Source organism: Tsukamurella ocularis, assembly GCF_965138335.1.
GTDB classification, from domain to species: Bacteria; Actinomycetota; Actinomycetes; order Mycobacteriales; family Mycobacteriaceae; genus Tsukamurella; species Tsukamurella ocularis_A.
In genome coordinates this window covers 96,668-121,226 of the sequence record NZ_CBCSDV010000007.1, presented here as the reverse complement: position 1 = coordinate 121,226, position 24,559 = coordinate 96,668, and the positions used below count along the sequence as shown (strand labels likewise).

The window sequence follows — 24,559 nt, the reverse complement described above, 5'->3', positions numbered from 1 at the left end:
CTCCCGTGCGGGAAGCGCCGTTCGGTTCGGCTCACGAGCCGGGCGTCACACCTTCGCGTCGCCGCGCTCCTGCGAGTGCTTGTCACCCACACCCGGACCCGAGTGGGCCTCGGTGCGCATGCGCTCGACCATGTGCGGGTAGTGCAGCTCGAACGCGGGACGCTCGGAGCGGATGCGGGGCAGCTCGGTGAAGTTGTGCCGCGGCGGCGGGCAGCTGGTGGCCCACTCGAGGCTGTTGCCGAAGCCCCACGGGTCGTCGACCGTGACGACCTCGCCGTAGCGGTAGCTCTTGAAGACGTTCCACACGAAGGGCAGCGTCGAGGCGCCCAGGATGAACGCGCCGACCGTCGAGATCTGGTTCAGCGTGGTGAAGCCGTCCGTGTCGAGGTAGTCGGCGTAGCGACGCGGCATGCCCTCGGCGCCGACCCAGTGCTGCACCAGGAAGGTCATGTGGAAGCCGATGAACGTGAGCCAGAAGTGCCAGCGGCCCAGGCCCTCGTCGAGCATGCGGCCCGTCATCTTCGGGAACCAGAAGTAGATGCCGGCGTACGTCGCGAACACGATCGTGCCGAAGAGCACGTAGTGGAAGTGCGCCACGACGAAGTACGTGTCGGACACCGCGAAGTCGAGCGGCGGCGACGCGAGGAGCACGCCGGTCAGGCCACCGAAGAGGAAGGTCACGATGAAGCCGATCGAGAACAGCATCGGCGATTCGAACGTTATGTGCCCTCTCCACATGGTGAGGATCCAGTTGAAGAACTTCACGCCCGTCGGCACCGCGATGAGGAAGGTCATGAAGCTGAAGAAGGGCAGCAGCACCGCGCCGGTGGCGTACATGTGGTGCGCCCACACCGCGACCGAGAGGGCCGCGATGGCCAGCGTGGCCAGGACCAGGCCGCTGTAGCCGAAGATCGGCTTGCGGCTGAACACGGGGAAGATCTCCGAGACGATGCCGAAGAAGGGCAGCGCGATGATGTAGACCTCGGGGTGGCCGAAGAACCAGAACAGGTGCTGCCACAGGATGACGCCGCCGTTGGCGGGGTCGTAGATGTGGGCGCCGAACTGGCGGTCGACCTCAAGGCCCATGAGCGCCGCGGTGAGCAGCGGGAAGGCCAGCAGGATCAGCAGCGAGGTCACCAGGATGTTCCAGGTGAAGATCGGCATGCGGAACATCGTCATACCGGGGGCGCGCATGCAGATGACGGTGGTGACCATGTTGACGGCGCCGAGGATGGTGCCGAGACCACCCACGCCGAGACCCATGATCCACAGGTCGGCGCCGGGGCCGGGCGAGTGGAGGGCGTCGGTCAACGGGGTGTACGCGGTCCAGCCGAAGTCGGCCGCGCCGCCGGGGGTGATGAAGCCGGCGATCACCATGATGGCGCCGAAGACGAAGAGCCAGTAGCCGAAGGCGTTCAGGCGCGGGAAGGCCACGTCGGGCGCGCCGATCTGCAGCGGCAACACGAAGTTCGCGAAGCCGATGACGATCGGCGTCGCGTACAGCAGCAGCATCACGGTGCCGTGCATGGTGAACAGCTGGTTGAACTGCTCCGTGGAGAGGAACTGCAGGCCGGGGTTGGCCAGCTCGGCACGCATCAGGAGCGCCATGAGGCCACCGATGAGGAAGAACGCGAAGCACGTGACGATGTACATGATGCCCAGCGTCTTGTGATCGGTCGTCGTGACCAGCTTGTAGATGAACGAGCCCTTGGGCCCGGTCCGCTGCGGATACGGACGTGCGGCGGTCACCTCGACTGCCGGACGATGCGCTTGCGCGGTCACAAATCCTCCTGCCCTGGGCCTTTCGATACCGCGGCTGTCGGTACCGGCGTACGGCCTCTTCAATCAGGTCTTTCGGGCGGTGTTCGCTCACGGCGGACTCCACCCTTGTGGGGTAAGCGTAGCCCCTCGCCCCCGGGCTTGTCCCCGCGGTCCTACTCTGCGTCGTACTCGCGTCGCGGAACCGGCCGGAAAGGCTGCTGCTGCTACCGTGGCGCACGGTCGGAACTACAGGTGAGGACAGTTGCCGTGAACAGGGTCGGAACAACCAGGGCGGGCGCCGCGATCGCGCTCGCCGTCGTCGCCGGCCCGGTACTCACCGCGTGCGGCGGCTCGGAGCCGATCCAGCAGCCCTTCGCCTCGATCTCGACCACCACCACCCGCCTGGCATCGGCCAACATCATCGGCCTCGACCGCAAGCCCGACGAGGCCTGCGCCGCCCCGGTCGCCGGCGGCGCCGCCCCCGCCGCGATCGTCGTCGCCGACCCCGCGCTCCTCGACGGGCTCTGCGCCCTCGGGCTGCAGAACCGGGTGAAGGCGGTCGGCGGCGACGTGCCCTCCTACCTCGGCCCCACCCTCGCGAAGGCCCCGAAGCTCACCGACGGCGCGCAGGCCGACGTCGCGGTCGGCACCGCGGACTCGGCGGAGGCGAACCGTCGCGCGGGCCGGACGGTGACCGTCCCGGCACCGTCGGCGGACTGGCGCCGCAGCTTCCTCGCCCTGGCCGACGCCGTGCGGATGCCCGCCGAGGCGCGGGCCGTGCTCGATCGCTACCAGCGCGACGTGGCGGAGAAGTCCGTGAAGATCGACGCGGTGCACAACACCGTCTCCCTGGTCCGCTTCACCGCGGACGGCAAGAACCTCGCCCTGGGCACCGCGCCGCTCGCGGCGCAGGTTCTCGCGGACCTCAAGGTCGTGCGACCCGAGCCGCAGCGCAAGCCCGAGGCGGTCGAGATGTCGGGCGACGACCTCTCCGCCGCGGACGCCGACCTGATCTACGTGGGCTACCAGGGCGACAAGGGCCGCGAGCACGGCACGGCCGTGATGACCTCGAAGCCGTGGAAGCAGCTCCGCGCGGTGGTCGCCAAGCGACAGCTGCTGGTCGAGGACTCCGCATGGTTCTCCGCGGGCGGGCCCGTGGCCGCCGGCATCGTGCTGCACGACGTGGGCAACACCATCAAGGCCTCCTCCTAAGCCTCCTCCCATCGCACCCCGTCGACTCCCGGCGGGCACTCGGCCGTGCGCGCGCCACGCGGCGAGAGACACCCCGGAACGCGAACGTTCCTCCGTGACGCCTCTCACATCCGTCATGGAAAACCGCTGGCCCAGCGCTCGGTGTACACCTGTTCACGGATTCCTCGCCGGAGACCCTTCATTCATGCTTGTTTCAAGTGATAGTCTGAGGACGATTCAATCTCATACACGGCTTCTACCAGCACAGACGCCTGTGGGATTTCCCACAGGGTCACGGAAGAAACACCAGGTACGAGCCGGTCGAGGGTGCCAGGAAAGGATCCATCATGGCCCTGCTGAACATGCCCCGCGTGACCCACATGGCCCGCATGCGCGGCCGCGCGTTCCCCGGCCAGGCCGAGTACGAGCAGACGCTGAACGACCTGTCGGTCGCCTCGGTGAACCGGAACTTCGATCCCTACGTCGACATCGACTGGGACTCCCCCGAGCTCGCGATCGTCCCCGACGACCCGCGCTGGGTGTGCAACCCGCGCTTCGATCCGATCGGCCGCCACCCCTGGTACCAGGAGCAGCCGCTGGCCAAGCAGATCGAGATCGGCATGTGGCGCCAGGCCAACGTCGCCAAGGTCGGCCTGCAGTTCGAGTCCATCCTGATCCGCGGCATCATGCAGTACACCGCCGTGCAGCCCAACAACTCCCCCGAGTTCCGCTACGCCACACATGAGGCGAAGGAGGAGTGCCAGCACACGCTGATGTTCCAGGAGTTCGTCAACCGCGTGGGCATGGACGTGCCCGGTGGCGCGTGGTGGTTCCGTCGCCTGTCGCCGATCATCCCGCTCGCGGCCACCACCTTCCCGAACATCTTCTACATGGGCGTGCTGGCCGGCGAGGAGCCGATCGACCACCTGCAGAAGCAGTTCCTGCGCTCCGCGGACACGCAGCATCCCGCGATGACCTCGGTGATGCAGATCCACGTGGCCGAGGAGGCCCGCCACATCTCGTTCGCGCACCAGCTGCTCGAGCACAAGATCCCCACCCGCGGCCCGGTCCCCCGGTTCCTGCTGTCGCTGGCGATGCCGCTCGTGATGCGCATCCTGCTCGGCGCGATCATGGTCCCGCCGAAGCAGTTCTGGGACACCTTCGACATCCCGCGGTCGGTGAAGAAGGACATCTTCTGGCGCTCGCCCGAGTCGAAGGCCATGCGCCAGGAGATCTTCGGCGACGTCCGCCTGCTCGCCGAGCGGACCGACCTGATGAACCCGGTCTCCCGCGTGCTGTGGCGCGTGCTGGGCATTCACGGCCGTACCTCGCGATTCCGCAGCGAGCCGTCGTACACCGCGCAGTAGTCTCGAACCACCCCGATGATCCGGCTCGGCGGTCACCCGCCGAGCCGGACCCGTATCCGGGCCCGGATGCGCACACCCCGGAGGAGATTCCTCAATGCCCCACGTCATCACCCAGTCCTGCTGCAGCGACGCGTCGTGCACGTTCGCGTGCCCGGTGAACTGCATCCACCCGACGCCCGACGAGCCGGGCTTCGCGACGGCCGAGATGCTGTACGTGGATCCCACCACCTGCGTCGACTGCGGCGCCTGCGTGACGGCGTGCCCCGTCGACGCCATCGGACCGGCGCACCGCCTGCCCGAGGAGCACAAGGTCTACATCGAGCTGAACCGCTCGCTCGCGGCCGCCGACCCGGCCAACTCGTCGCTCGGCGGGCCGAACCCGCAGGAGCGCAGCCGGCCGCCGATGGCGCACACCGTGCCCCCGAAGGTCCTTCCGATCCCGGAGGGCACCGTCATCAGCGTCGGCGTGATCGGCAGCGGCCCCGCCGCGATGTACGCGGCCGACGAGCTCCTGCGTTACCCGGGCGTCACCGTCGACGTCTACGAGAAGCTGTCCACGCCCTACGGCCTGGCCCGGTTCGGCGTCGCCCCCGACCACCTTCGCACCCGCAAGGTCTCGGGCCTGTTCGACAAGGTGGCCGCCGACCCGAACTTCCGGATCCACCTCAACACCGAGATCGGTGGCGGCGCCGGGAGCGAGGCGAGCGGGCCGAATCGACGGACCATCAGCCTCGAGGAGCTGCGCAGCCGCCACGATGCGATCGTCGTCGCCGTCGGCGCCAGCACCGATAAGAAGCTCGGCATCACCGGCGAGGACCTGCCGAACGTCCGCAGCGCCACCGACTTCGTGGCCTGGTACAACGGCCATCCCGAGCACAAGGGCGACGCGGTCGACCTCACGCACGACCGCATCGTGATCATCGGCAACGGCAACGTCGCGCTCGACGCGGCCCGCATCCTCACGGCCGAGCCGGCGGAGCTCGAAGGCACCACCATCTCCCCCGCCGCGCTCGCGGCGCTGCGGGAGTCGAAGGTCGAGGAGGTCGTGATCGTGGCCCGTCGCGGCCCCGAGCACGCCGCCTTCACCCTGCCCGAGGCCCTCGGCCTCGCGGACGAGCGCACCGTCATCGTCCATCCGGACCCCGATGTCGCCGAGACCATCGTCGCCGGCAGCGATTCGGAGCTGATCGGGCACAAGCTGCAGCTCCTCGAGTCGCTGGAGACCCAGTCGGACGCGCCGCGCCGTATCCGCCTGCGCTTCCTCACCACGCCCGAGTCGATCGAGGCCACCGACGACGGCCTGGTCCTGCACGCGAAGCACACGGTGACCGGCGAGGCGATCGACCTGCCCGTCGGCATGGTGTTCACGTCGGTCGGCTACCGCGGTGTCCCGGTGCCGGGCCTGCCTTTCGACGACCGCCGCGCGGTGCTGCCGAACGAGGCGGGCCGGGTCCTCGGGGACGACGGTGCGCCGCTGCCCGGCGTGTACGTCACGGGCTGGATCAAGCGCGGCCCCAACGGCTTCATCGGCACGAACAAGACCGACTCGCAGGAGACGGTGGAGAAGTTCGCCGAGGACGTCGTGGCCGGCGTCGTGCAGGGCCGCCCGTCGGGTAAGCGCAAGCGCCCGCTGGGTCGCTTCCTGGGCGCGTAGTCCGCTCGGGCGCGTAATCTCAGCGCCGTGGCCTCCACCGCGAACGGCGAACCGATCGACGTGACCGTCGGCGGCCGGGTCGTGCGCGTCTCCAGCCCGGAGCGGGTCTACTTCCCGCGGATCGGCGCGACCAAGCTCGACGTCGTGCGGTACTACGAGGCCGTCGGCCCCGGGATCGTCCGGGCACTGCGCGACCGGCCGACGATGCTGCACCGCTACCCCAAGGGGGTCGACGGGGCGAAGGTGCACCAGAAGCGGATCCCCGCCGGCGCGCCCGACTGGCTCGAGACGGTGGAGATCTACTTCCCGCGGTTCGGCCGCACCGCCGACGAGGTCGTGGTCACCGAGCCCGGGGCGGTGATCTGGGCGGCGCAGATGTCGACGGTCGAGTTCCACCCGTGGAACTGCCGCGCGGGCGACCTGGAACACCCGGACGAGTGGCGCATCGACCTCGACCCGATGCCCGAGTGCCCGTGGTCACGGGTGCAGTCAGTGGCCGCGGTGGTGCACGAAGTGCTGGACGAGCTCGGCATCCGCGGCTTCCCCAAGACCTCCGGCGGCTCCGGCCTGCACGTCTACGTGCGGATCGAGCCCCGCTGGACGTTCTCGGAGGTCCGACGGTGCGCCCTCGCCTTCGCCCGGGAGGTGGAGCGCCGGGCTCCGTCGGACGTCACGACGGTGTGGTGGCGCAAGGACCGCGACCCCGCGGCGGTGTTCCTCGACTACAACCAGAACGCCCGTGATCACACCATCGCATGCGCGTACTCGCTGCGCGGCACCCCGATCGCCACCGCCTCCGCGCCGGTCACGTGGGACGAGGTGCCCGACGTGCACCCGGACGACTTCACCATCCGCACCCTGCCCGCGCGCTTCGCCGACCTCGGGGACCTGCACGCGGAGATCGACGACGAGGCCTTCTCGCTCGACACCCTCGTCGAGTGGGCCGACCGCGACGACCTCCCCCTCGCCGAATGACTCCCCCTGCACGCCGTTCACGAGTCGCGCGCCCCGCGGCGACATGCCCATCGGAGGACCATTGAGTCACGACCTGTTCGCTCTGCCCTGGCACAGCGCGGCCGACGCGGATGGCGCACTCGCGCTGATGCGCCGGGGGGATACGTCGACGCCGACCACGACGGTTCCCGCCCGGAACGTGGCAGCGCTGATCGATCTGGCCGAAGGCAACCGATCTCGCCTCGGGGTGGTGCACGAGGTCCCGTCGCCGCACGGCGTGGGCGCGTACTTCTCGGCGTCGTGGTCCGACGCGGAGGCCAGTCGCGCGGCGCTGATCCCCGCCGCGGCGAGCCTAGGCTTCGATGTGTACGACCCGCAGGAGCATCTCCTGATCGCCACCGCCGACGCGAAGGCCGCCGAGGTCACCCACGGCAGCCTCGGGGTGTTTCCCATACTCAGCAGAGCACTGTTGACGACCTTGGTCGCGCGGCTCACCGAGCCCGATCCGTTCCTGATCGTCTCCCGCGACACCGACGTGTACGTGCAGACCTTGATCCGAGACGGACACTGCGTGATCGAACACCGCGACGGTTCGCCGGACCGGCATTTCGCCGCCGATACGTCGCCCGAAGGGGTCGCGGACCTGATCTGGGCGTGGACGGAGTCCGGCCCCTCGGCTGTGGGCCATCTGGACTGGTCGAAAGTGGGGTTCTGAGCCGTACGCAGGCACTCCTCATCCGGAGGCCGCCCGAAGCACAGTCGTCCCGTCCGCTCAACCGCGATCGACGAAGCAACCAAATCTAGTCTGCTGAACACTGAGTGCACTATTCTTCTTTTCATGAAGAAGTCGACGCGGGCGTACGGAATGATGGCGACCCTTCTCGCAGTCGGCCTCGCGATCGGCGGTATCGGCGGTGTGGCACTGTCCGACTCCGACGAGGTGCCGCGTCCCTTCGCTCCTCGCGCGGATGCGATCGGTCCGTGCGCTGACTGCGACGACCGGGTGCTCGGCTTCGGAGCGGACCCGGGGCCGCAGTCGGTCGCCGATCACATCACCCGCGGGCGCTGGTCGATCTGCCCCGCAGGCTTCCGCGGTGCCGGCCGCTTCGGAGCAGGTGGACGATGCGCCTCGAACACCACGTTCCGAGTGTGGACCGAGACCACTAGCGGACTGTTCCGCACTCCAGGTCTCGCACCTGTGGCGACCTGCGAGGTTGGCGAACAGAAGGAGTTCGAGGTGGTCGCCGAACGGGGTGCTCATCGAGGACCCGTTCGCCCCGGTAACCCCAGGCTCTATCGCAATACCTATCCCAGCAGTTGCTCCCAAATCCGAAACGAACAGCCTGAGCTCGCCCGACAGCGGTTCGAAGTCCAACAGCTGAGCCAGGTGCTGCGGGTGCTCGCGGAGACTCGAGACACCGCATCCGGCGAGGTCGTGGTCGCGGCACACGAGATCGGACAGCTGCGATTCCCGATCGCCGGAGCAATCGGCGTGGAAGCCGCGCTCGCGAGATGACCGCGAATCGACGCAAGTCACGCGTCTACTGGAGCATCGTTCTGCTGGTGCCTGTCGTCGTACTGACGGCGATCTATCTCGGCATGCGGTGGTTCGTGAACGGCATGTTCGACGTCGGGTCGCCCCACTCCGTCAGCGAGCAGGAGGCCCGTGAGGAGCTCGAGCGCCGGAGCATCCACATTCCCACGAGTTTCCACCTCGATTCGATGACCAGGTACCCCGTGTTCGTCGGTCGATCGTCCTACCGCGGGACCTTCTCGGCGTCGGCCGACCGCTTCGACGATTACCGACAGATCGTCGACAGAGCTCCTGGGATGGTCGACCCAAGCCCTGTGGGATGTGTGCCGTCCGAGACGGTTCCATGCCCGAGCAACTTCCTCGTCATCGAGTACCCGCCCGGCAGCGGCGGTTTCGACACCACGACGTTGCGCGTCTCGCGCACGTCCGAGACCGCATGGATCGAGGTCGACGCGCAAGGACATTGACTCTCGGCACCACCGCGAGGGCGAGCTACGCCCGACAGGTGTCGCTGACCACCCGCACCGTCGACGCGGGGTGCTCGGCGAGCAGCGCCGCGGGCCGGACGGGCCGGCGGACAAGCTCGCCGCCGCAGTTGGGGCATGTGCCGTGCAGCCTGTCCTCGTTGCAGTCCGCGCACCACGTGCACTCGAAGGTGCAGATGAGCACGTCGCGCGCGTCCGGCGCGAGGTCGCGCCCGCAGCATTCACAGTTCGGCCGGATCTCCAGCATCGGAACCTCCTCGTCGTGCCCACTGTCGCAGTCGCCAGCGGTTTCGGCGACGGATTCCCGGCGTGTCGCCGCCGAAACCGCTAGGAACCGAGGAAGTCGAGCAGGCCGCGGATCGGATCGAGCGTCGTCGTCACGTTCGCGGCCGTGACCACGCCGGCGGCGACGGCTGCGACGACCGTCGCAATCGCCCAGCGGGGGCGATCCTGCCTCCAGGCGCGGACGGCGAAGACCACGAGAATCACCGTCAGAACGCCGGCCATGACCACGACGGCCAGGTGGTAGCGCGCGAAGTCGTCGACCAGCGCGTGGACGGGCCCCGACGGTGTCCCGCGCAGTTCAGCACGCATCAGTGCGAGTGCCCGCCCCGGCTCGCCGTCCCACAGCCGCGCCGGATCGAGGAGCGAGAACGCCGACGACAGCGGCGCGACCGCACCCTGGACGTTCGCGATGAGGAGCACCGTCGGGATCAGTGCCAGCGCGCGGTGGCCGACGTACAGCGCGAGCGCGACGAGAAGTCCGGCGCTCACCGCTTTGATCAGATGGAACCCGAACCAGTCGTCGACGAGCGACCGCAGCCCCGCAGTGAGCTGAGCCCGACCCCCGAGCAGCCACGATGGGAACTCGCCCCGGGCTCGCGCGTCGACGTCGGTGCCGTACACCGCTCGCGGCAGGAACACGAACGCGAGAACGAGAAGACCCGCCCCGACGAGCCACCACGGGCTCGTGCGCGAGCGGGTCTCCCCGGCATCGTCCGGGATCAGAAGTCCCAGTCCTCGTCCTCGGTGTTGACGGCCTTGCCGATCACGTACGACGAGCCGGAACCGGAGAAGAAGTCGTGGTTCTCGTCGGCGTTGGGCGAGAGCGCGGACAGGATCGCGGGATTCACGTCGGTCGCGTCCTTGGGGAACAGGGCCTCGTAGCCCAGGTTCATCAGCGCCTTGTTGGCGTTGTACCGCAGGAACTTCTTCACGTCCTCGGTGAGGCCGACCTCGTCGTACAGCGACTCGGTGTAGTCCTCCTCGTTCGAGTACAGCTCCATGAGCAGGTCGAACGTGTAGTCCTTGAGCTCCTCGCGCCGCGCCGGGCTCTGCGTCTCCAGGCCGCGCTGGTACTTGTAGCCGATGTAGTAGCCGTGCACCGCCTCGTCACGGATGATCAGGCGGATCATGTCGGCCGTGTTGGTGAGCTTGGCCCGCGAGGACCAGTACATCGGCAGGTAGAAGCCGCTGTAGAACAGGAAGGACTCGAGCAGGGTCGAGGCGACCTTGCGCTTGAGCGGGTCGTCGCCGCTGTAGTAGCCCATGACGATGTTCGCCTTGGACTGCAGGTGCTCGTTCTCCTCCGACCACCGGAAGGCGTCGTCGATCTCGCGCGTGCTGCACAGCGTGGAGAAGATGGAGCTGTAGCTCTTCGCGTGCACCGACTCCATGAACGCGATGTTGGTGTACACCGCCTCCTCATGCGGCGTGATCGCGTCGGGGATCAGCGAGACGGCGCCGACGGTGCCCTGGATGGTGTCGAGCAGCGTCAGACCAGTGAAGACGCGCATGGTGAGCTGCTTCTCGTGCTCGGTGAGCGTGCCCCACGACGGGATGTCGTTGCTGACCGGCACCTTCTCGGGCAGCCAGAAGTTGCCCGTCAACCGGTCCCAGACCTCGGCGTCCTTCTCGTCCTGAACCCGGTTCCAGTTGATCGCCGACACCCGGCTGACCAGCTTGAGCGGGGCTCCGTCGGCGGGGCTGTGAGCGGCGGTTTCAGACATGACACCTCGGTTTTCGCGGAGCTGGATTTCTACGTCCATGACACTACCCCTTGGGGCCGACAAGTCCCTCAGGCGCAAGATTTAGTTCATACCGCCAGTTCGGCGTGTCGCATATCGGCGCTCCGAAGCTCGTGCGACCGACGTCTCAGCCCCGCCCTGCGGTGGATAGTGCTCGCTCAGCGGGCACTATCCATCACCCGTGACCGTCAGATGATCACCACGTCGAGGAGCCCGTCGAGTACGGCCCGGTCCCCGTCCAGGTCGACGGTGCCGGGCTCGGCCCGGCGCCACAGCACGAGGTCCAGGTCCGACGCGGTGCCGCGCAGCGTCAGGTCCGCCGGCGCGGGCTCGGCGAGCACGTCGATGCCGTCGGCGCGCAACCGCAGGGTCCAGCGGTCGCCGGTGTCCGTCGCCTCGATCGCGAGGACCTTCCCGGCGAGCTCCTCGGGCAGTCCCTTCTTGCCGAGGATGAGCGGGATCTGCATCTGCGTCAGCTCGGTGATGCCGTCGGCGGCCGTCCACGCCGGGAGCGGCTCGGCGCCGCCGGGCAGCGAGTTCTGCAGGTCCCACCGATGGATCGAGACCTCCTGGGTCATCCGGCGCATCCAGAACGCCGCGACGGTGCGACCGATGAAGGCGCGCGCGGGGGCGTCGGCCTCGTGCTTGCGGAGCTCGTCGAGCAACGCCGCGTTGATGGCCGCGTACCACGGCAGGACGTCCGCGCCCTCGGGCGCGTCGGAGACATCGGGGATGAACCGCTCCCGGGAATCGGGGCCCGCCTGCAGGAACGTGGTTGCCCAGCGATGTGCCCCCGCCGTGTGCACGATGCCGGTGTGCACCGTCCACCCCGGGCAGGTGGCGACGGGCAGCGCGAGGTGGGCGGGGTCGATCGCGGCGATGCGGGCACCGTCGGCGGCGATGGAATCGATCCAGAGCTGAGCTGTCATACCCCGACCCTACGAACTCAGGACAGGCCCGCGAGGCGATACAGCACGAGAGACCCCGCGACCGCGACGTTGAGACTCGCGCCGCGCCCGATCATCGGGATCTCGACGGCCTCGTCGAGCAGGTGCAGGGTGTCACTGGGTATCCCGGAGAACTCGTGGCCGAGCACGACGACGGTGCGCCCGCGCGCGGCGGGCAGGTCGCCCAGGCGCGTCGCGCCCTCGGCGAGCTCGACGCCGATGATGCGCGAGCCGCGCTCGCGCTGCTTGACGAGCCAGTTCTGCGGGTTGCCGACGCGGTGGATGCAACTGGGCCCGGGTAGCGTATTGCCCTTGCGCAGAGCATTTTTCACCCAGTCGTGCGACGGGACCGCCATGCAGGCGCCGACGGCGTCACAGGTCCGCAGCAGGGTCCCGAGGTTCGCGCCGTGCTGCGCCCAGAGTGGGGCGACGATGAGGTGATCCCAACAGGAGTGGCCTTGGCGCCGCCGTGCGCGGCGCAGTTCGGAGCGGGACTTCACCCGCAGCTCGGCCATCAGACGGTGTGAGGCGTGGCGCCCCTTCCATGATTCGTCATGTGCCCAGGCTACGTGACCTGCACAGCCTCCAGCAATGCCGTGGCGACGGCGCCGTCGCCGTCCAGTCGCTCCGGCGGGGTGGAGGCGACCGCGCCGCCGTCCCGTTCCCGCGCCGGCAGGGCGTTGGGGACCGTCATGCCGGTGACGACGCCGCGCACGGTGCATGCTGTAGCGGTGACCGAACTGCCGATGTTCCCGCTCGGTGCCGTGCTCCTCCCCGGTGAGGAGCTGCCGCTGCGCGTCTTCGAGCCGCGGTACCGCCGGATGGTGGAGCAGTGCCTCGCGACCGACGGCCGGTTCGGCGTGGTCCTCATCGAGCGCGGTAGCGAGGTGGGGGGCGGCGACGTGCGCACGGACGTCGGCACCGTAGCGCTCATCGACCGGTACGTGCGCCGCCCGGGCGGGGAGTTCACGCTGATCTGCCGGGGAACGGACCGGGTCCGGATCGCCCGCTGGCTGCCCGACGATCCCTACCCGCTCGCGGAGGCGGAGTTCTGGCCGGACGAGGTACAGCCCGCCGTCGACCTGATCCCGTTGCTGAGCAAGCGCGGCGAGATCGAAAGGCTCGCAGCGCGGCTCGCGCGCAGCGGGGGCGGTAAGCCCCGCGGGTGGCCGAAGTTGAAGCTCCCGGAACACCCGGTCGAGCGCAGCTACTACCTCGCCCGGGCGCTGCCGCTGGCGGACGCCGACCGGCACCGCGCGCTCGCCGCGCCCGGCCCCGCCGACCGCGTGCGGGTGCTGACCGACGCGCTCGACGACGTGATCGCCACCCTGCGATTCCGCCTGCAGTAGAGGGAATCCCATGCTCCGCGACGCCGTCTCCGGTCGATGATCGACATCGCCTCCGTCCGCAGCGCACGACCGGCGTGGCTCCGGACCGGCTTCCGGTTCTTCCCCTACGCCGCCGTGGTCGACGGTGCCTGGTGGGTCCTGCGGGTCAATCACGGCTTCCCCGAGCACGATCTGCTCACGCTGTTCGTGGACGGCGCAGTCGTCGTCGACGTGACCCCGGGCGGCTCCTCCTCCCCGTTCGATTCCGGCCTCGCTCGGCTCGATCCGCTTCTCGGCGGGCGGGAACCACTCCTGGACGCCGCCACCGCCCGCACGGCGATCGCTGCGGTCGCCGGCTTCGCGGACTACGGCAGCGAGAACGGCGATGCGTGCGACTTCTGCTTCCGCGACAAGGACGGCTACGCGCGGATGTGAGGGGCGCCTGCGGCGTCGACGATCTCGGTGGCCAGCGCTCGCGCACGGTCGAGTTCGGCGTCGTCGCCGAACAGTTCCCGGCGGACGTTCGCGGCAGCGAGGTACGCGTCCACCCGGAAGGCGTCGGTCGCGGGATCCGCTGCCCCCGCGGCGGCGAACTCGCGTTCGAGGAGATCGAGCCATTCGCGCTTCAGGGCCCGCACCGCATCGGCGACGGCCCCGGTGCGGTGGCCGTACTCGGCCGATGTTGCCGTCACGAAGCAGCCGCCCGGAAACGTCTCGGCGCGAAGGTAACCGACCCATGTCTCGAGCAGCGCGAGGAGGCGATCAGCCCCGGGCTCCGCCGCCAGCGCGGGACGGATCACCACGTCGACGTACACGCGCCGCGCCTCCGCAACGGCGGCGATCTGGATGGCCTCCCGGGTCGGGAACACAGTGAGGATGCCGCTCTTGCTGACGCCGGCCGCGGCGGCGAGACCGCCGACCGTGATGCCGTCGAGGCCGTGCACGGTGGCGACGTCGGCCGCGGTTCGCGCGACGCGGCGGCGGGNGGCGNCGCCGCGCGCGCGTCGACCGTCGGCGGCCGGTGTGGTCATCCCGTCACTGTAGCCAGGAAGCGATCCCTGGACGGGACCGAGCGCGTGGCGTACCGTCGAAGCATGTTCACGACCGATCGGTCGTAACAGATCGGAGAATCATGCCCGACAGCGCGTTCGCACCCCTCCTGGAGCGCACCATCACCATCGCCGCTCCGCCCGCTGCCGTCTGGGAAGCGGTCGGCGACGTCCGCCGGATGCCCGAGTGGAGCCCCCAGGTGGTCTCCGTGCGGCTGCGCGCCCCCGAGGACGACATCCGGCTCGGCTCCCGGTTCACGAACCTCAATCGCCTCGGGGAACTCGAATGGGTCACGCACGGGGAGATCGTGCGGCACGAGCCCGAGCGGGACCTCGCGTTCCGGATCGCCGAGAACTACGTGGTCTGGTCCTTCGCTCTCACTCCGGACGACGATCACACCGTGCTCACCCAGCGCCGGGAGACCCCGGACGGGATCTCCCGGTTCTCCCTCGATCTCACCGAGAGCCACCTCGGCGGGCAGGAAGCGTTCACCGCGCTGATGCTCGACGGCATGGAGCAGACGCTCGCCGGGATCCGATCGTCCGCCGAGGCGGCCACCGGCCGGTGACTCCGGGATCCTCGGGCGCCTCACGCCGCCGCGGGCGGTGGCGCGTCGAGATCGTCACAGAAGTAGAAGGCGACCGCGTCGCGACCACCTCCGGCGGGGCGGGGCGGCTCGGACAGCAACCGGGACAGCGTCGCCGAATGATGGAACGGCAGGTCCGCGGGATCCGTCAGATCGGCGCTGCCGCCCGCGACCGGATGCCACGCGTCCTCGCCCGCGACCCGACAGCGCATGCGTGCCCGGCCGGACGGCGCGCACTCGGTGATCACCTCCACGGTGCCGGTGACGAGGGCACCGTCCTCGGTGGGCAACGGGTGTTCGGTGTCGATCGTCGCGGAGAGCCGATGCAGAGTTCTCATGACGTGGTCTTCCTCATGAACTCCAGGGGCCGGTCGGGACAGGAGAGAGTCGGGTCGGGGGCTCCGACCAGCCCGTCAAGGGGCCCCCGACCCTCGCAACATGGTTCTGCTAGATGAAGAAGCGCCGCCCCTCGATGGTCAGCACCTCGTCGCGACGCACCCAGGGGTAGTCCTCGATCAGAGTGTCGAGGTCGACGGTGCGCGCCTGCTCGGCGAGGTCCGCGGGGTCGGCGTGAGGAACATCGGCCTGCCGAGGGTGCAGACGATGATCACTGGCGTAGGGCACGTCCGGGCTCCGATCCTGGGTCGGGCGCGGNGGCGGGGCGGCCGGCCCCGCCGCCGCACCAGGGCTATCCGACGACGTCGACGCGCGGTTCGTCAGCCGTACTCGATGCGACCGCGAGCTGCTCGCACTGCGGTTCCTCGGAGCCCTGCTCGACGACGATCCGACGGGGCCGGGCCCGCTCTGCGATCGGAATCGTCACTGTGAGAACACCGTTGTCGTAGCGCGCGACGATCCCCGCGGTGTCGATGCTCTCGCCGAGGGCCAGCTGCCTGCGGTAGACGCCGGAGAAGCGCTCGCTGGTCAGCCACCGAACACCGGAATCGGACATCGGCGTCCGCCGCCCGGTGAGTGTGAGGACGCCGTTCTCGACGTCGACGTCGATCGAACCCGGGTCCGCGCCCGGCAGATCGGCGGTGAGGACGTAGTGATCGTCCACCTGATAGAGATCCATCGGCATGAACCGCGGCGAACGCGGCGATCCGGCTTCCCGGCCCGCGGTGAGCAGGCCCTGTGCCACAGCATCCAACTCGGAGAATGGATCGAACCTCAGCACAGCAAACACCTCCCGTGAACTCCAGGCCGCCCGCCACCCTGGCGGGCGACTCATCAACTGTGCGCTTTCAGTTTTAGCACTCTCCGCCCGCGAGTGCCAGACCTTTCCGTGACCGGATTTCGACCACGGATTCCGGCGCGATGCGCGCCCCGCCCAGGGCGCCGCTCCACCGAGCGGATCGACGGCGGCGGCACGAGACGCTCTCGGTTCGCCCTACGTCCACGGTCGATGCAATCGCCGGACGGAAGCAACCCATGATGCCCTACACGTTGTACGTCAAATACGAATTCGTCTGGAGTAGCACTGGTTTCGTCGTACTATGATCCCATGCAGTCACCCGACCACGAGGCGTTGGACGCCGTCGGCGGCGCCCCGCAATCCTTCGGGAGCTTCCGGCTGTTCTTCGACGGAGAACGCTGGGAATGGTCCGACGAGGTCGCTCGCATGCACGGTTACGAGCCCAGCGAGATCGTTCCGACGACCGATCTCATCCTCTCGCACAAGCATCCCGACGACGCACCGGCCGTCAGGGAGCGGGTACGCCGCACACTGGCGTCCGGGGATCCGTTCAGCAGCCGACACCGCATCATCGACACCGCAGGGTCCGTGCACCACATCATCGTCATAGCCGACCGCATGACGTCCGACGATCGCACCGTGGTCGGCACCGAGGGCTATTACATCGATATCACCGAGACCGTCGCATCCGAGGTCCGCCACTCCCTCGCCGAGACCATGCCCGACGTGATCGCCGCTCGCGAGGACATCGACCGGGCGAAAGGTGTGCTGATGTTCATCTACGGAGTGACGGCGCAGCGCGCGTTCGACATCCTGCGGTGGCGCTCGCAGGAGACCAACGTCAAGCTGCGTGTCCTCGCGGCCCAGATCGTCGCCGACTTCGCATCCGAGGAGTCGGCGGTGCCCCGCAGCGTCCGCGAGAGGTTCGACCACATCCTCCTCACTGCGCACCTGCGGGTGCCCTGACACGTGCCGTCGGGAGCGGCCAGGGCCCGATCCCGACCCACCCTCTCCTCGTGCATCGATGTTCCTCCCCGCGTCGTCGGCGGGCGCACCTCCGCGCGGTGAGCGCCGAGTCACCCCGTTCCGCAGAAGCGTTCGGCGGAATCCACGTTGCGGTCCGGCGTCCGCGATGTTTCGTCGCCTCGGCGTCCGGGTACTCCGGCAGGTACGCGATGCGCGCCGCGCGCGCCGACGGGAAGGTGACGCACTCACATGGATCAGGGCTGCGCTCCGCTGCTCGAAGCACTCGACGACTACCGGCTTCGCGAGCGGTACGGATTCACTCCGCCCGGACACCGGCAGGGCCGCGGTGTCGATGCGCGGACGTCCGCGACGCTGGGGCGCGAGCCCTTCCAGAACGACCTGCTCGTCGCCGGCGGTCTCGACGACAGGCGTATGCGCGGCGCGTACCTCGCGCAGGCCGAGGAGCTGATGGCGAATGCGGTCGGCGCCGATCTCGCCTTCTTCTCGACCTGCGGAAGCTCGCTGTCGGTGAAGGCCGCGATGCTCGCCGTGGGCGGTGAACGGGGTAAGCTCCTGATCGCTCGCGACGCGCACAAATCCATCGTCGCGGGCCTCATCTTCTCGGGCCTCACGCCCCGCTGGGTCTCCCCGCGCTGGGACAGCGATCTGCATCTCACGCATCCACCGTCGCCGGCCGAAGTGCAGCGGGCCTGGGACGAGAATCCCGATGCCGCCGGACTGCTCATCGTCAGCCCGACGCCGTACGGCACGTGTGCCGACCTGCGCGCGATCGCCGAGATCTGCCACCGGCGCGGCAGGCCCCTGATCGTCGACGAGGCGTGGGGCGCCCACCTTCCGTTCCACCCGGAGCTGCCCACCTGGGCGATGGACGCCGGCGCCGACGTCTGTGTCGTGAGCGTTCACAAGATGGGGACCGGCTTCGAACAGGGCTCCGTCTTCCATGTGCAAGGCGACAGGGTCGACCGTTCCCGTCTGAGCGACTGCGCCGATCTCCTGATGACCACCAGCCCGAACCTGATGGTCTACGCGGCGATGGACGGATGGCGGCGTCACATGGTCGACGCGGGACACGCACTACTCGATCGGGCGCTCGCTCGCGCACGACGCGTCCGCGCCGCGGTCGAGGCGATCGACGGCCTCCACGTCGCACACGATGAGCTCGTCCGCGCAGAGGCGAGCCACGACCTCGACGAGCTGCAGGTACTGATCGACGTCGCAGAGCTGGGCGTGAGCGGGTACACCTGTGCGGATTGGCTTCGTCGGGCCCGCGCGATCGACGTCGGTCTGTGCGACCACCGACGGATTCTGGCGACTCTGTCGCAGGCGGACACTGATGCCACCACCGACCGTCTCGTCTCCGCGCTCAGGGACCTCGCGACGGCGCGGCCGGGGCTCGATCGCGATGGCACGGCGCCGTCCGCCGTCGACCAGCCGACACCATCGGAGCTCCGGCTCGAGACGGTCATGTCTCCCAGGGACGCCTTCTTCGGGGCCGTCGAAACGGTCCCGTTGGACGCCGCTGCCGGCCGGGTGGCGGCCGAACAGATCACCCCGTACCCGCCCGGAATCCCTGTCGTCGTTCCCGGCGAGATGCTCAACGAGGCAGTCCTCTCGTACCTGCGCACAGGGCACGAAGCCGGCATGAACCTTCCCGATGCCACCTACCCGGACGCGACCGCGATCAAGGTCGTCGCGCGGGACCCCTGACCGCCGCTTCCACGACGCGCAGGGGCATCGACCGGCGCCGGCCGCCCCCCATCGGCTCGAGCTCCACGTAGCTGAAAGGGGCGCGGCGGATCGCGGCGACCCGGCATCGGATCGCCTTGCCCGCCACTGTGACCACCACGTCCGTCCCGATCTCGATCATGCCGTCTCCCACAGTGGGACACGCTCCGCGGGCAGGTTCCGGCGCCCGCCCGCGAGGACGGCATCGCACGCACGTCGAAGGTCGCCGAACACCCAGTGCGGGCGGCCGTCGTTCACGCGGTCGAGGAGGTGATCGACCCGCTGGCCGGCCACGACTGCGCAGCACAGGTCACGCGAGAAGGCGATCTGCGGGAGCCCGACGACGATCCACAGCCCACTGAGCCCGATGAAGTCGAGCCGGGACAGGTCGATCACGGTGTCGTGGCGCCGGCCGAACGCGTGCTGTGCCAGCCGGGCGACTCGATGCGCGTTCGACGCGTCGATGTAGCCGGACACGGCGAGTACGGTGGGAGTCCGCTCCGACGGGCCCCGGACGTCGACCCGATACCCGTGCGCGCACAGGTCATGGGACGCTTCGAGAGGCGTTGAACTCATACGGTCTCCTCAGTCACACGGTCACGCCCGAGGCGCAGCACTGTCGACGTGAAACGGAGGCTGTGGTGTTCAACCACCTTCACCGTAACAAGGTTCCGGTCCGAAGAACACCCGCAGCGGAAATCCGCTTCCGGATCCGACTACGCCCGAATCAGCCCGTATACGAGCGGTGTTCGCCGTCGGCCGGGCTGCGCTCCCGACTTCGCCCGCCCGGAGTTTGCACCGCGGCGGGTCGGGGTAGGCCCATCCCGCGGGCCATCACGGCTCGGAGTCGAAAGGAGAGCGGACATGACTCGAGCACGAGACATAATGCAACCGAACGTCGCATGTATCGGCAGCACGGACTCGGCGGCCGATGCGGCGCGACGCTTGAGCGAACTGCGTGTCGGCGCGCTACCGATCTGCGGTGAAGACGGGCGTTTGAAGGGCATGATCACCGACCGCGACATCGTGACCAAGGTGGTCGCGCGCGGACACGACCCGGCACAGGTCCGGGCCGGCGAGCTCGCCCAGGGCGAGGCCGTGACGATCGGCGCTGACGACGACACGACGGAACTGCTCTCGACGATGGCGGACCATCAGGTGCGCCGCGTGCCGGTGATCGACGGGCACACCCTCGTCGGGATCATCGCTCAGGCCGATATCGCGCGGGCACTCCCCGACCGGCGAGTGGGCGATCTCGTCGCCGCCGTCTCCTTCGACTAGGTGTCGACGATGACGACGTGCGACACCTGCGGCAACGAGTACGACGACATGTTCACGATGACTCGGGGTGGAACGACCAGGCACTTCGACAGCCTGGAGTGCGCGATCAGCTCGTTCGCCCCCTCCTGTGCGCGATGCGGCTGCCGGATCATCGGGCACGGCGTCCAGGTCGACTCGACCGTGTACTGCTGTGCGCACTGCGCTCGCGATCGCGGGCACCACACGGTCGCCGACCGCGCGTCCACCGGAACATGACGGACCACCACCGAGGTTTGAAACACCTCGCGGCGGGTATCCCATGACCGGGGTTCAAACGAATCCCATTTCTACAGAATCGAACTCAGGAGGTATGCACGATGGCAGACCCCAACAACCCCGGACAGTTCGGCAATCGTTCCGATACCGAGGAGCAGGCCCGGAAGGGCGGCGAGAACAGCCCCGGCCAGTTCGGCTCGCAGGAGGGCGCGGATCCGCACGAGGCCGGCCGGAAGGGCGCCGAGGCGCAGCCGGAGGAGGCCAAGGTCCGGGGTGGCGAGCACAGCCACTCGGGACAGTGACGCGCTCCTCGCGCGAGGAACCGGCGGCGGCGGGGCCCCACGGGGTCCCGCCGCCCGCCGCGTCCGACCGCACCACGACGGGGCACCGCCCGCCACTCCTGCCCGGCTCGGTCGATGGCCGTGTGTCGATCTTCGACCGCTTCGCCGACCTCACCGGACGGTGGGTCTCGCAGGCGTGGTTCTTCAGCTTCTGTGTGGCGCTGGTGGTGATCTGGGCACCATCGATCCTGATCCTTCGCGACGTCGACACCTGGCAACTCGTGATCAACACCGCGACCACGATCATCACCTTCCTCCTCGTGGCCCTGGTGCAGAACCAGTCCACCCGGGCGGACGCAGCGATCCAGCAGAAACTCAACGCATTGATCGAGGCGACCCTCGACCGCGCCCCCGAATCGCAGTCGGAGTCCGTTCGCCGCCAACTGCGTGAGGCGATCGGAGTCGAGCGGCGGGAATCCTCCTAGCCGACGGGTGACCCCGTCCGAAGCAGCGGAGGGTCCACGCAGCGCGTGGACCCTCCGCAACGCTTCTGTCACACGTCTTCTCGTGGGATCTCCCGGAACCAGCTGTCTGCGAAGACCCGTCGCAGCCCCCGATCCGGGTCGCGTTCGTACGCATCGAGCTCGGCCGCGACCACGAAGGATCGCACGGTGCTCGTGAGGACAGTGCGCGTGCGAACCTCCACATCCCAGTCATCGCGGCGGAACCGTCGCAGCGTCCTGGTCTCGCCCCGGGCCGACGTCACGTCGTCCCGATGGAATCCGAACCACTCGCTCGAGGCCCGCGTGACCGCAGTCCCCGTCTCGTCGATGACGTACTCGCCGTCGTCGTCGACGATCTCGAGAGTGGTCCCCCCGGTCGTCAAGTCGTTGGTGGTGCGCCAGTGATGCTCACCTTCCGATCGCCGGGTCACCGCGAGCGGCGGTGCGCCGACCGGCGGACCGAACGGCCGCAGATCATCGTCGTCCGATCGGGCTGACCGGACCGGGAGCCGCAGCCGGCTCGCGCCCGTGCGCATCGTCAGGACGACCGGTTCGGGAGGTGGCCAGACCAGGGGGAAGTAGGAGGTCGACAACGATATCCGGATCCGATGGCCCGCGGGAAAGACTTGAGCGATGCCGTTGAGGCTCACCGTGACGTCCACGACCCGTCCGGGCGGAACCGGATCCGGGCGGGCGCTGCCATCGCGGTGCGTGAGGTTGAGGATGCCGTACGTCACCCGTGTCGCCTCTCCAGTCGGTGCGATGTCGGACAACCGAGCGGCGACCATGGCCACCGGTCTATCGACCTCGACCACGAGGTCCAGCTCCGGGCGTCCCAGTATCTCGACCGGTTCGTCCAGCGGTTCCGTCTCGAAGACGAGAGCGCCGCCGTCCTCGTTCCGCTGATCGGTGGGCAGATCGGGGGTCGCCGCGTAGGAGGCCCACTTACCGGCCGCCATGCCCACGCTGAGCGGCGAGCTCACACTGACGATCCCGGATGGGGATGACGACGTTCCGGGGGCGACGATGCCCTCCCTGGCGAGTTCGTACTCGCGCCACTCGATGGACGGTGCCGGCCAGGCGTCCTCCCCGACCCAGCGCCCCGGCCGGGCGTCGTACGCAGGATTCGGTGCCACGCTGTCCTGCATCCAGACCCTCAGCACGGGGCCGTCCATCGCGCCGTTGGAGATTCCTTTGAGCCAGTGGTCCCACCACCGCACGACCTCATCGAGGAAGTCGATGGGCGGCCCCGGTACCCCGAGATGGGGATACTTGTGCCCCCACGGACCGATCAGCCCCTTCCGCGGCACGTCGAGATGCTCGATGAGCCGGAAGACCGCGTTGGTGTAGCCGTCGGCCCAGCCACCGATCGCGAACACGGGGCATTCGATGGCGGAGTAGTCCTCGTTCACCGAGGCGCGAAGCCAGTACTCATCACGGTGTTGATGCTCCAACCAGGTCTCGATCCAGAGCCCGCTCCGCTGGAGCCGCTCCAACCACATCCGCCGCCAGCGCTCGCCGACGATCGCGGGGTCGGGTGGGAGGCTGGTGCATGCGAACATCACCGTGGCCTCCGACAGGTTGTCGGACAGGAGACAGCCACCCATGTAGTGCATGTTGTCGACGTAGAGGTCCTCCGTGGCCGACGCGGAGATGATGGCCCGCAGCGCGGGCGGACGACGTGCCGCGACGTGCAGGCTGTTGAAGCCACCCCAGGAGATGCCCATCATCCCGACGTTCCCGTCGCACCACGGCTGTTCCGCCAGCCAGGCGATCACCTCACACGCATCCTCCTGCTCCACTGGGAGGTACTCATCGCGCAGCACCCCGTCCGAGTCCCCACTACCCCTGAGATCCACGCGGACGCAGGCGTATCCGTGCCCCGCGATGTAGGGGTGGTTGAGCGAGTCGCGGGCGCGTGTATCGTCCCGCTTGCGATACGGCAGATACTCCAGAACGGCCGGCACTGGCGCGGATTCCGCATCGGTCGGCAGCCAGATCCGCGCCGCCAACCGAGTCCCGTCCGACATGGGGATGAAGACGTTCTCGATCGTGCGCGTCGTGCAGGGCAGGTCGTCGATGGTCAGCACGGAACTCCTCTCGGTACGGTTCATGCCGGTCTGCGGTCGAGGGACGCCTCGTCGTTTTCGATGCGGAACGGCAGGTGGTCCTCCACGCGGGCGGCGACGTCGGCCAGGTCCGCGTAGGCCTCCGCACCGAGGTAGACGGTGGCGAGCACGTAGCGATACGGATCCTGGTTCGGCAACTCGGACAACCTGTCCCCCGGTTTCACCGCCAGCTGCACGACGGTCTCGGGGAACTCCTCTCGGAGTCGCGCCAGGTCCCGGTCCGTGGGTACGGCCCGGACGACGCCATCGGTGTGTACACCGATCAGGTGTTTCGCCGCGGCACCGAACCGACCTGCTCTCGCTCCCGGTCGTGGACGGCGCCCCAGCGCCACGGCGATGGCGTACTCGTGATTCGACGTGCCGTCGACCTTGACGAAGAGATCGCTGTGGGACTGCGAGATCCGGGTGTTGACCTCGATCATGCTGAGGCGATCGGTGCGGTCGTCCCACATGAACTCCGCGTTCGCGCACCCGTTGTCGAAACCCGCCTCGCGGAGTACCCGCTCCGTGGCCACGACCATCCGGTCCCGCACCGCCGGCGGCACGGTGCGAGCCGGGTAGCACAGGCTGTCGAAGCTGTGACCGTCCTCGCTGCGCCGCATGTCGAAGAAGCCGTGAACGACGAGCTCTCCCTGGAACATGGAGACTTCCGGAGCCGCCTGCGTCCCCGCGATGACCTCCTCCGCAATGCACGAGGTCCCCGTCACCCCCCGCACCCCCTCGGGCACGTCGACCATGCTCAGCACCTCGTCGAAGGCATCGCCCACGGTACGGATCTCCTTCCGGATCACCTCGAGCGCATCCCGGAGGCCCGCGGCATCGCGTACTTCGAAGCCGAGTTGGGAGGAGTGCGACTTGACCGGCTTCACCCAGAACGGGAACGGCAGTCCCACTCCGGACCGCTCGACCTCGGGGTCGAACGGATCGAACGCGGCGAAGCGCGGCACGTGTTCCGGTATCGCTCGGCGCTGAATCAGCCTGGACCAGTACTTGTGTTCGAACGACAGGACGCTCTCGAGCGACGGCGAGGGAAGCGAGTGTTCTGCGGCGAGCATGGGGGCGAGGACACTCGTCGGGAAGTCCCAGTGCGGGACGACGGCGTCGACGGTGCCGTCGAACGCATCCAGCTCCGCCCGAGCCCGCCGTAGCAGACTCTGGAAGTCGAGATGTTCGGCGACCGTGACGGAATCGACGTCGAGGAGCGCGTGGATGCCGATCTCGCTCCCGACGTCCACCGTGCGCAGTTCTTCACGTTGGGGCCGGGTCAATCCGGGTACGAAGATGTTCATCACCATGGCGGTCGGGTTACCCGCTGTCCG

At 68.7% G+C, this 24,559-nt stretch carries 29 protein-coding genes; 16 read left to right on the top strand and 13 right to left on the bottom strand.

The genetic code is table 11. The features are described from left to right. Nucleotides 1-45 precede the first annotated feature (45 nt). The gene (gene ctaD, locus ACNAYW_RS09170; RefSeq protein WP_415849391.1) at nt 46-1,782 is read right to left on the bottom strand and encodes an aa3-type cytochrome oxidase subunit I; all 1,737 of its coding nucleotides are present in this window, start codon (nt 1,780-1,782) and stop codon (nt 46-48) included. Nucleotides 1,783-2,028: 246 nt separating this feature from the next. On the opposite strand from ctaD, the gene ACNAYW_RS09165 reads away from it, so the two are divergent. The 7 genes from ACNAYW_RS09165 to ACNAYW_RS09135 all read left to right on the top strand — a co-directional run bounded on the left by ACNAYW_RS09165 (nt 2,029) and on the right by ACNAYW_RS09135 (nt 8,928). Beyond that, nucleotides 2,029-2,973: a TroA family protein gene (locus ACNAYW_RS09165; protein ID WP_415849390.1), complete on the top strand. Its 945-nt coding sequence runs from the start codon at nt 2,029-2,031 to the stop codon at nt 2,971-2,973. A 341-nt stretch (nt 2,974-3,314) separates the two neighbouring features. Then, nucleotides 3,315-4,319 (top strand): AurF N-oxygenase family protein, encoded by a 1,005-nt coding sequence (locus ACNAYW_RS09160; protein ID WP_415849431.1) that lies wholly within the window; start codon nt 3,315-3,317, stop codon nt 4,317-4,319. Between the two features lie 94 nt (nt 4,320-4,413). Beyond that, nucleotides 4,414-5,973, top strand: a complete 1,560-nt coding sequence (locus ACNAYW_RS09155; RefSeq protein ID WP_415849389.1) for an FAD-dependent oxidoreductase — start codon at nt 4,414-4,416, stop codon at nt 5,971-5,973. Nucleotides 5,974-6,000: 27 nt separating this feature from the next. Next, entirely contained in the window at nt 6,001-6,948 is a 948-nt protein-coding gene (gene ligD, locus ACNAYW_RS09150; protein ID WP_415849388.1) for a non-homologous end-joining DNA ligase, read from the top strand. A 61-nt stretch (nt 6,949-7,009) separates the two neighbouring features. Beyond that, entirely contained in the window at nt 7,010-7,642 is a 633-nt protein-coding gene (locus ACNAYW_RS09145; RefSeq protein WP_415849387.1) for a hypothetical protein, read from the top strand. Nucleotides 7,643-7,765: 123 nt separating this feature from the next. Continuing rightward, entirely contained in the window at nt 7,766-8,443 is a 678-nt protein-coding gene (locus ACNAYW_RS09140; RefSeq protein ID WP_415849386.1) for a hypothetical protein, read from the top strand. A gap of 47 nt (nt 8,444-8,490) precedes the next feature. After that, on the top strand, nt 8,491-8,928 hold the full coding sequence (locus tag ACNAYW_RS09135) for a hypothetical protein (protein ID WP_415849385.1): 438 nt from the start codon (nt 8,491-8,493) through the stop codon (nt 8,926-8,928). Nucleotides 8,929-8,953: 25 nt separating this feature from the next. Here the strand turns inward: ACNAYW_RS09135 and ACNAYW_RS09130 are convergent, their stop codons facing one another. From ACNAYW_RS09130 to ACNAYW_RS09105, 6 genes are all read right to left on the bottom strand, one after another. Then, nucleotides 8,954-9,193: a DUF1272 domain-containing protein gene (locus ACNAYW_RS09130; protein ID WP_415849384.1), complete on the bottom strand. Its 240-nt coding sequence runs from the start codon at nt 9,191-9,193 to the stop codon at nt 8,954-8,956. 80 nt (nt 9,194-9,273) lie between these two features. Next, nucleotides 9,274-9,870: a hypothetical protein gene (locus ACNAYW_RS09125; RefSeq protein WP_415849383.1), complete on the bottom strand. Its 597-nt coding sequence runs from the start codon at nt 9,868-9,870 to the stop codon at nt 9,274-9,276. Between the two features lie 80 nt (nt 9,871-9,950). Next, a complete protein-coding gene (gene nrdF, locus ACNAYW_RS09120; protein WP_415849382.1) occupies nt 9,951-10,955 on the bottom strand; it encodes a class 1b ribonucleoside-diphosphate reductase subunit beta in 1,005 nt (334 codons plus the stop codon). 206 nt (nt 10,956-11,161) lie between these two features. Then, on the bottom strand, nt 11,162-11,902 hold the full coding sequence (locus ACNAYW_RS09115; protein ID WP_415849381.1) for a maleylpyruvate isomerase family mycothiol-dependent enzyme: 741 nt from the start codon (nt 11,900-11,902) through the stop codon (nt 11,162-11,164). 17 nt (nt 11,903-11,919) lie between these two features. Continuing rightward, a complete protein-coding gene (locus ACNAYW_RS09110) occupies nt 11,920-12,435 on the bottom strand; it encodes a TrmH family RNA methyltransferase (protein WP_415849380.1) in 516 nt (171 codons plus the stop codon). 50 nt (nt 12,436-12,485) lie between these two features. Beyond that, the gene (locus tag ACNAYW_RS09105) at nt 12,486-12,614 is read right to left on the bottom strand and encodes a hypothetical protein (RefSeq protein WP_415849379.1); all 129 of its coding nucleotides are present in this window, start codon (nt 12,612-12,614) and stop codon (nt 12,486-12,488) included. Between the two features lie 37 nt (nt 12,615-12,651). On the opposite strand from ACNAYW_RS09105, the gene ACNAYW_RS09100 reads away from it, so the two are divergent. Together ACNAYW_RS09100 and ACNAYW_RS09095 are read left to right on the top strand one after the other, a co-directional pair. Further along, nucleotides 12,652-13,269, top strand: coding sequence for an LON peptidase substrate-binding domain-containing protein (locus ACNAYW_RS09100; RefSeq protein ID WP_415849378.1), 618 nt, complete (start codon nt 12,652-12,654; stop codon nt 13,267-13,269). Between the two features lie 36 nt (nt 13,270-13,305). Continuing rightward, nucleotides 13,306-13,683, top strand: coding sequence for a hypothetical protein (locus tag ACNAYW_RS09095; RefSeq protein WP_415849377.1), 378 nt, complete (start codon nt 13,306-13,308; stop codon nt 13,681-13,683). Here the strand turns inward: ACNAYW_RS09095 and ACNAYW_RS09090 are convergent. Then, nucleotides 13,668-14,048 carry a TetR family transcriptional regulator C-terminal domain-containing protein gene (locus ACNAYW_RS09090; RefSeq protein WP_415849430.1) on the bottom strand — a complete coding sequence of 127 codons (381 nt, stop codon included), beginning with the start codon at nt 14,046-14,048 and terminating at the stop codon, nt 13,668-13,670. The two genes, ACNAYW_RS09095 and ACNAYW_RS09090, sit on opposite strands and share 16 nt — an antisense overlap. Nucleotides 14,049-14,380: 332 nt before the next feature. Here ACNAYW_RS09090 and ACNAYW_RS09085 point away from each other — a divergent pair, with 332 nt between their 5' ends. After that, nucleotides 14,381-14,866: an SRPBCC family protein gene (locus tag ACNAYW_RS09085; RefSeq protein ID WP_415849376.1), complete on the top strand. Its 486-nt coding sequence runs from the start codon at nt 14,381-14,383 to the stop codon at nt 14,864-14,866. A gap of 20 nt (nt 14,867-14,886) precedes the next feature. On the opposite strand, the gene ACNAYW_RS09080 is transcribed toward ACNAYW_RS09085, so the two are convergent. Beyond that, complete coding sequence (locus ACNAYW_RS09080; RefSeq protein ID WP_415849375.1) at nt 14,887-15,222, bottom strand: hypothetical protein; 336 nt, start codon at nt 15,220-15,222, stop codon at nt 14,887-14,889. A gap of 350 nt (nt 15,223-15,572) precedes the next feature. Beyond that, nucleotides 15,573-16,061, bottom strand: a complete 489-nt coding sequence (locus ACNAYW_RS09075; RefSeq protein ID WP_415849374.1) for an Hsp20/alpha crystallin family protein — start codon at nt 16,059-16,061, stop codon at nt 15,573-15,575. A gap of 327 nt (nt 16,062-16,388) precedes the next feature. Here ACNAYW_RS09075 and ACNAYW_RS09070 point away from each other — a divergent pair, with 327 nt between their 5' ends. Both ACNAYW_RS09070 and ACNAYW_RS09065 read left to right on the top strand, forming a co-directional pair. Beyond that, nucleotides 16,389-17,045 carry a PAS and ANTAR domain-containing protein gene (locus ACNAYW_RS09070; protein WP_415849373.1) on the top strand — a complete coding sequence of 219 codons (657 nt, stop codon included), beginning with the start codon at nt 16,389-16,391 and terminating at the stop codon, nt 17,043-17,045. A 249-nt stretch (nt 17,046-17,294) separates the two neighbouring features. Then, on the top strand, nt 17,295-18,773 hold the full coding sequence (locus tag ACNAYW_RS09065) for an aminotransferase class I/II-fold pyridoxal phosphate-dependent enzyme (RefSeq protein WP_415849372.1): 1,479 nt from the start codon (nt 17,295-17,297) through the stop codon (nt 18,771-18,773). Nucleotides 18,774-18,929: 156 nt separating this feature from the next. Here the strand turns inward: ACNAYW_RS09065 and ACNAYW_RS09060 are convergent, their stop codons facing one another. Further along, complete coding sequence (locus ACNAYW_RS09060) at nt 18,930-19,268, bottom strand: STAS domain-containing protein (RefSeq protein WP_415849371.1); 339 nt, start codon at nt 19,266-19,268, stop codon at nt 18,930-18,932. A gap of 387 nt (nt 19,269-19,655) precedes the next feature. Here ACNAYW_RS09060 and ACNAYW_RS09055 point away from each other — a divergent pair, with 387 nt between their 5' ends. From ACNAYW_RS09055 to ACNAYW_RS09040, 4 genes are all read left to right on the top strand, one after another. Continuing rightward, a complete protein-coding gene (locus ACNAYW_RS09055) occupies nt 19,656-20,072 on the top strand; it encodes a CBS domain-containing protein (RefSeq protein ID WP_415849370.1) in 417 nt (138 codons plus the stop codon). Nucleotides 20,073-20,081: 9 nt separating this feature from the next. Continuing rightward, entirely contained in the window at nt 20,082-20,327 is a 246-nt protein-coding gene (locus tag ACNAYW_RS09050) for a hypothetical protein (protein ID WP_415849369.1), read from the top strand. 101 nt (nt 20,328-20,428) lie between these two features. After that, a complete protein-coding gene (locus ACNAYW_RS09045) occupies nt 20,429-20,629 on the top strand; it encodes a hypothetical protein (protein ID WP_415849368.1) in 201 nt (66 codons plus the stop codon). A 98-nt stretch (nt 20,630-20,727) separates the two neighbouring features. Next, on the top strand, nt 20,728-21,093 hold the full coding sequence (locus ACNAYW_RS09040) for a low affinity iron permease family protein (RefSeq protein WP_458630000.1): 366 nt from the start codon (nt 20,728-20,730) through the stop codon (nt 21,091-21,093). Between the two features lie 68 nt (nt 21,094-21,161). Here ACNAYW_RS09040 and ACNAYW_RS09035 read toward each other — a convergent pair whose 3' ends face one another. Together ACNAYW_RS09035 and ACNAYW_RS09030 are read right to left on the bottom strand one after the other, a co-directional pair. After that, the gene (locus tag ACNAYW_RS09035) at nt 21,162-23,201 is read right to left on the bottom strand and encodes a CocE/NonD family hydrolase (RefSeq protein WP_415849366.1); all 2,040 of its coding nucleotides are present in this window, start codon (nt 23,199-23,201) and stop codon (nt 21,162-21,164) included. A gap of 20 nt (nt 23,202-23,221) precedes the next feature. After that, nucleotides 23,222-24,535: an ATP-grasp domain-containing protein gene (locus tag ACNAYW_RS09030; protein WP_415849365.1), complete on the bottom strand. Its 1,314-nt coding sequence runs from the start codon at nt 24,533-24,535 to the stop codon at nt 23,222-23,224. Nucleotides 24,536-24,559 lie beyond the last annotated feature (24 nt).

Bases quoted from the DNA above. Each gene is read 5' to 3' on its own strand.
- nrdF (WP_415849382.1), bottom strand. From the start codon at position 10,955: ATGTCTGAAACCGCCGCTCACAGCCCCGCCGACGGAGCCCCGCTCAAG.
- ACNAYW_RS09140 (WP_415849386.1), top strand. From the start codon at position 7,766: ATGAAGAAGTCGACGCGGGCGTACGGAATGATGGCGACCCTTCTCGCA.
- ACNAYW_RS09105 (WP_415849379.1), bottom strand. From the start codon at position 12,614: ATGACGGTCCCCAACGCCCTGCCGGCGCGGGAACGGGACGGCGGCGCG.
- ACNAYW_RS09055 (WP_415849370.1), top strand. From the start codon at position 19,656: ATGACTCGAGCACGAGACATAATGCAACCGAACGTCGCATGTATCGGC.
- ACNAYW_RS09130 (WP_415849384.1), bottom strand. From the start codon at position 9,193: ATGCTGGAGATCCGGCCGAACTGTGAATGCTGCGGGCGCGACCTCGCG.
- ACNAYW_RS09160 (WP_415849431.1), top strand. From the start codon at position 3,315: ATGCCCCGCGTGACCCACATGGCCCGCATGCGCGGCCGCGCGTTCCCC.
- ACNAYW_RS09030 (WP_415849365.1), bottom strand. From the start codon at position 24,535: ATGGTGATGAACATCTTCGTACCCGGATTGACCCGGCCCCAACGTGAA.
- ACNAYW_RS09110 (WP_415849380.1), bottom strand. From the start codon at position 12,435: ATGGCCGAGCTGCGGGTGAAGTCCCGCTCCGAACTGCGCCGCGCACGG.
- ACNAYW_RS09085 (WP_415849376.1), top strand. From the start codon at position 14,381: ATGCCCGACAGCGCGTTCGCACCCCTCCTGGAGCGCACCATCACCATC.
- ACNAYW_RS09050 (WP_415849369.1), top strand. From the start codon at position 20,082: ATGACGACGTGCGACACCTGCGGCAACGAGTACGACGACATGTTCACG.
- ACNAYW_RS09070 (WP_415849373.1), top strand. From the start codon at position 16,389: ATGCAGTCACCCGACCACGAGGCGTTGGACGCCGTCGGCGGCGCCCCG.
- ACNAYW_RS09155 (WP_415849389.1), top strand. From the start codon at position 4,414: ATGCCCCACGTCATCACCCAGTCCTGCTGCAGCGACGCGTCGTGCACG.
- ACNAYW_RS09095 (WP_415849377.1), top strand. From the start codon at position 13,306: ATGATCGACATCGCCTCCGTCCGCAGCGCACGACCGGCGTGGCTCCGG.
- ACNAYW_RS09065 (WP_415849372.1), top strand. From the start codon at position 17,295: ATGGATCAGGGCTGCGCTCCGCTGCTCGAAGCACTCGACGACTACCGG.
- ACNAYW_RS09045 (WP_415849368.1), top strand. From the start codon at position 20,429: ATGGCAGACCCCAACAACCCCGGACAGTTCGGCAATCGTTCCGATACC.
- ACNAYW_RS09080 (WP_415849375.1), bottom strand. From the start codon at position 15,222: ATGAGAACTCTGCATCGGCTCTCCGCGACGATCGACACCGAACACCCG.
- ACNAYW_RS09115 (WP_415849381.1), bottom strand. From the start codon at position 11,902: ATGACAGCTCAGCTCTGGATCGATTCCATCGCCGCCGACGGTGCCCGC.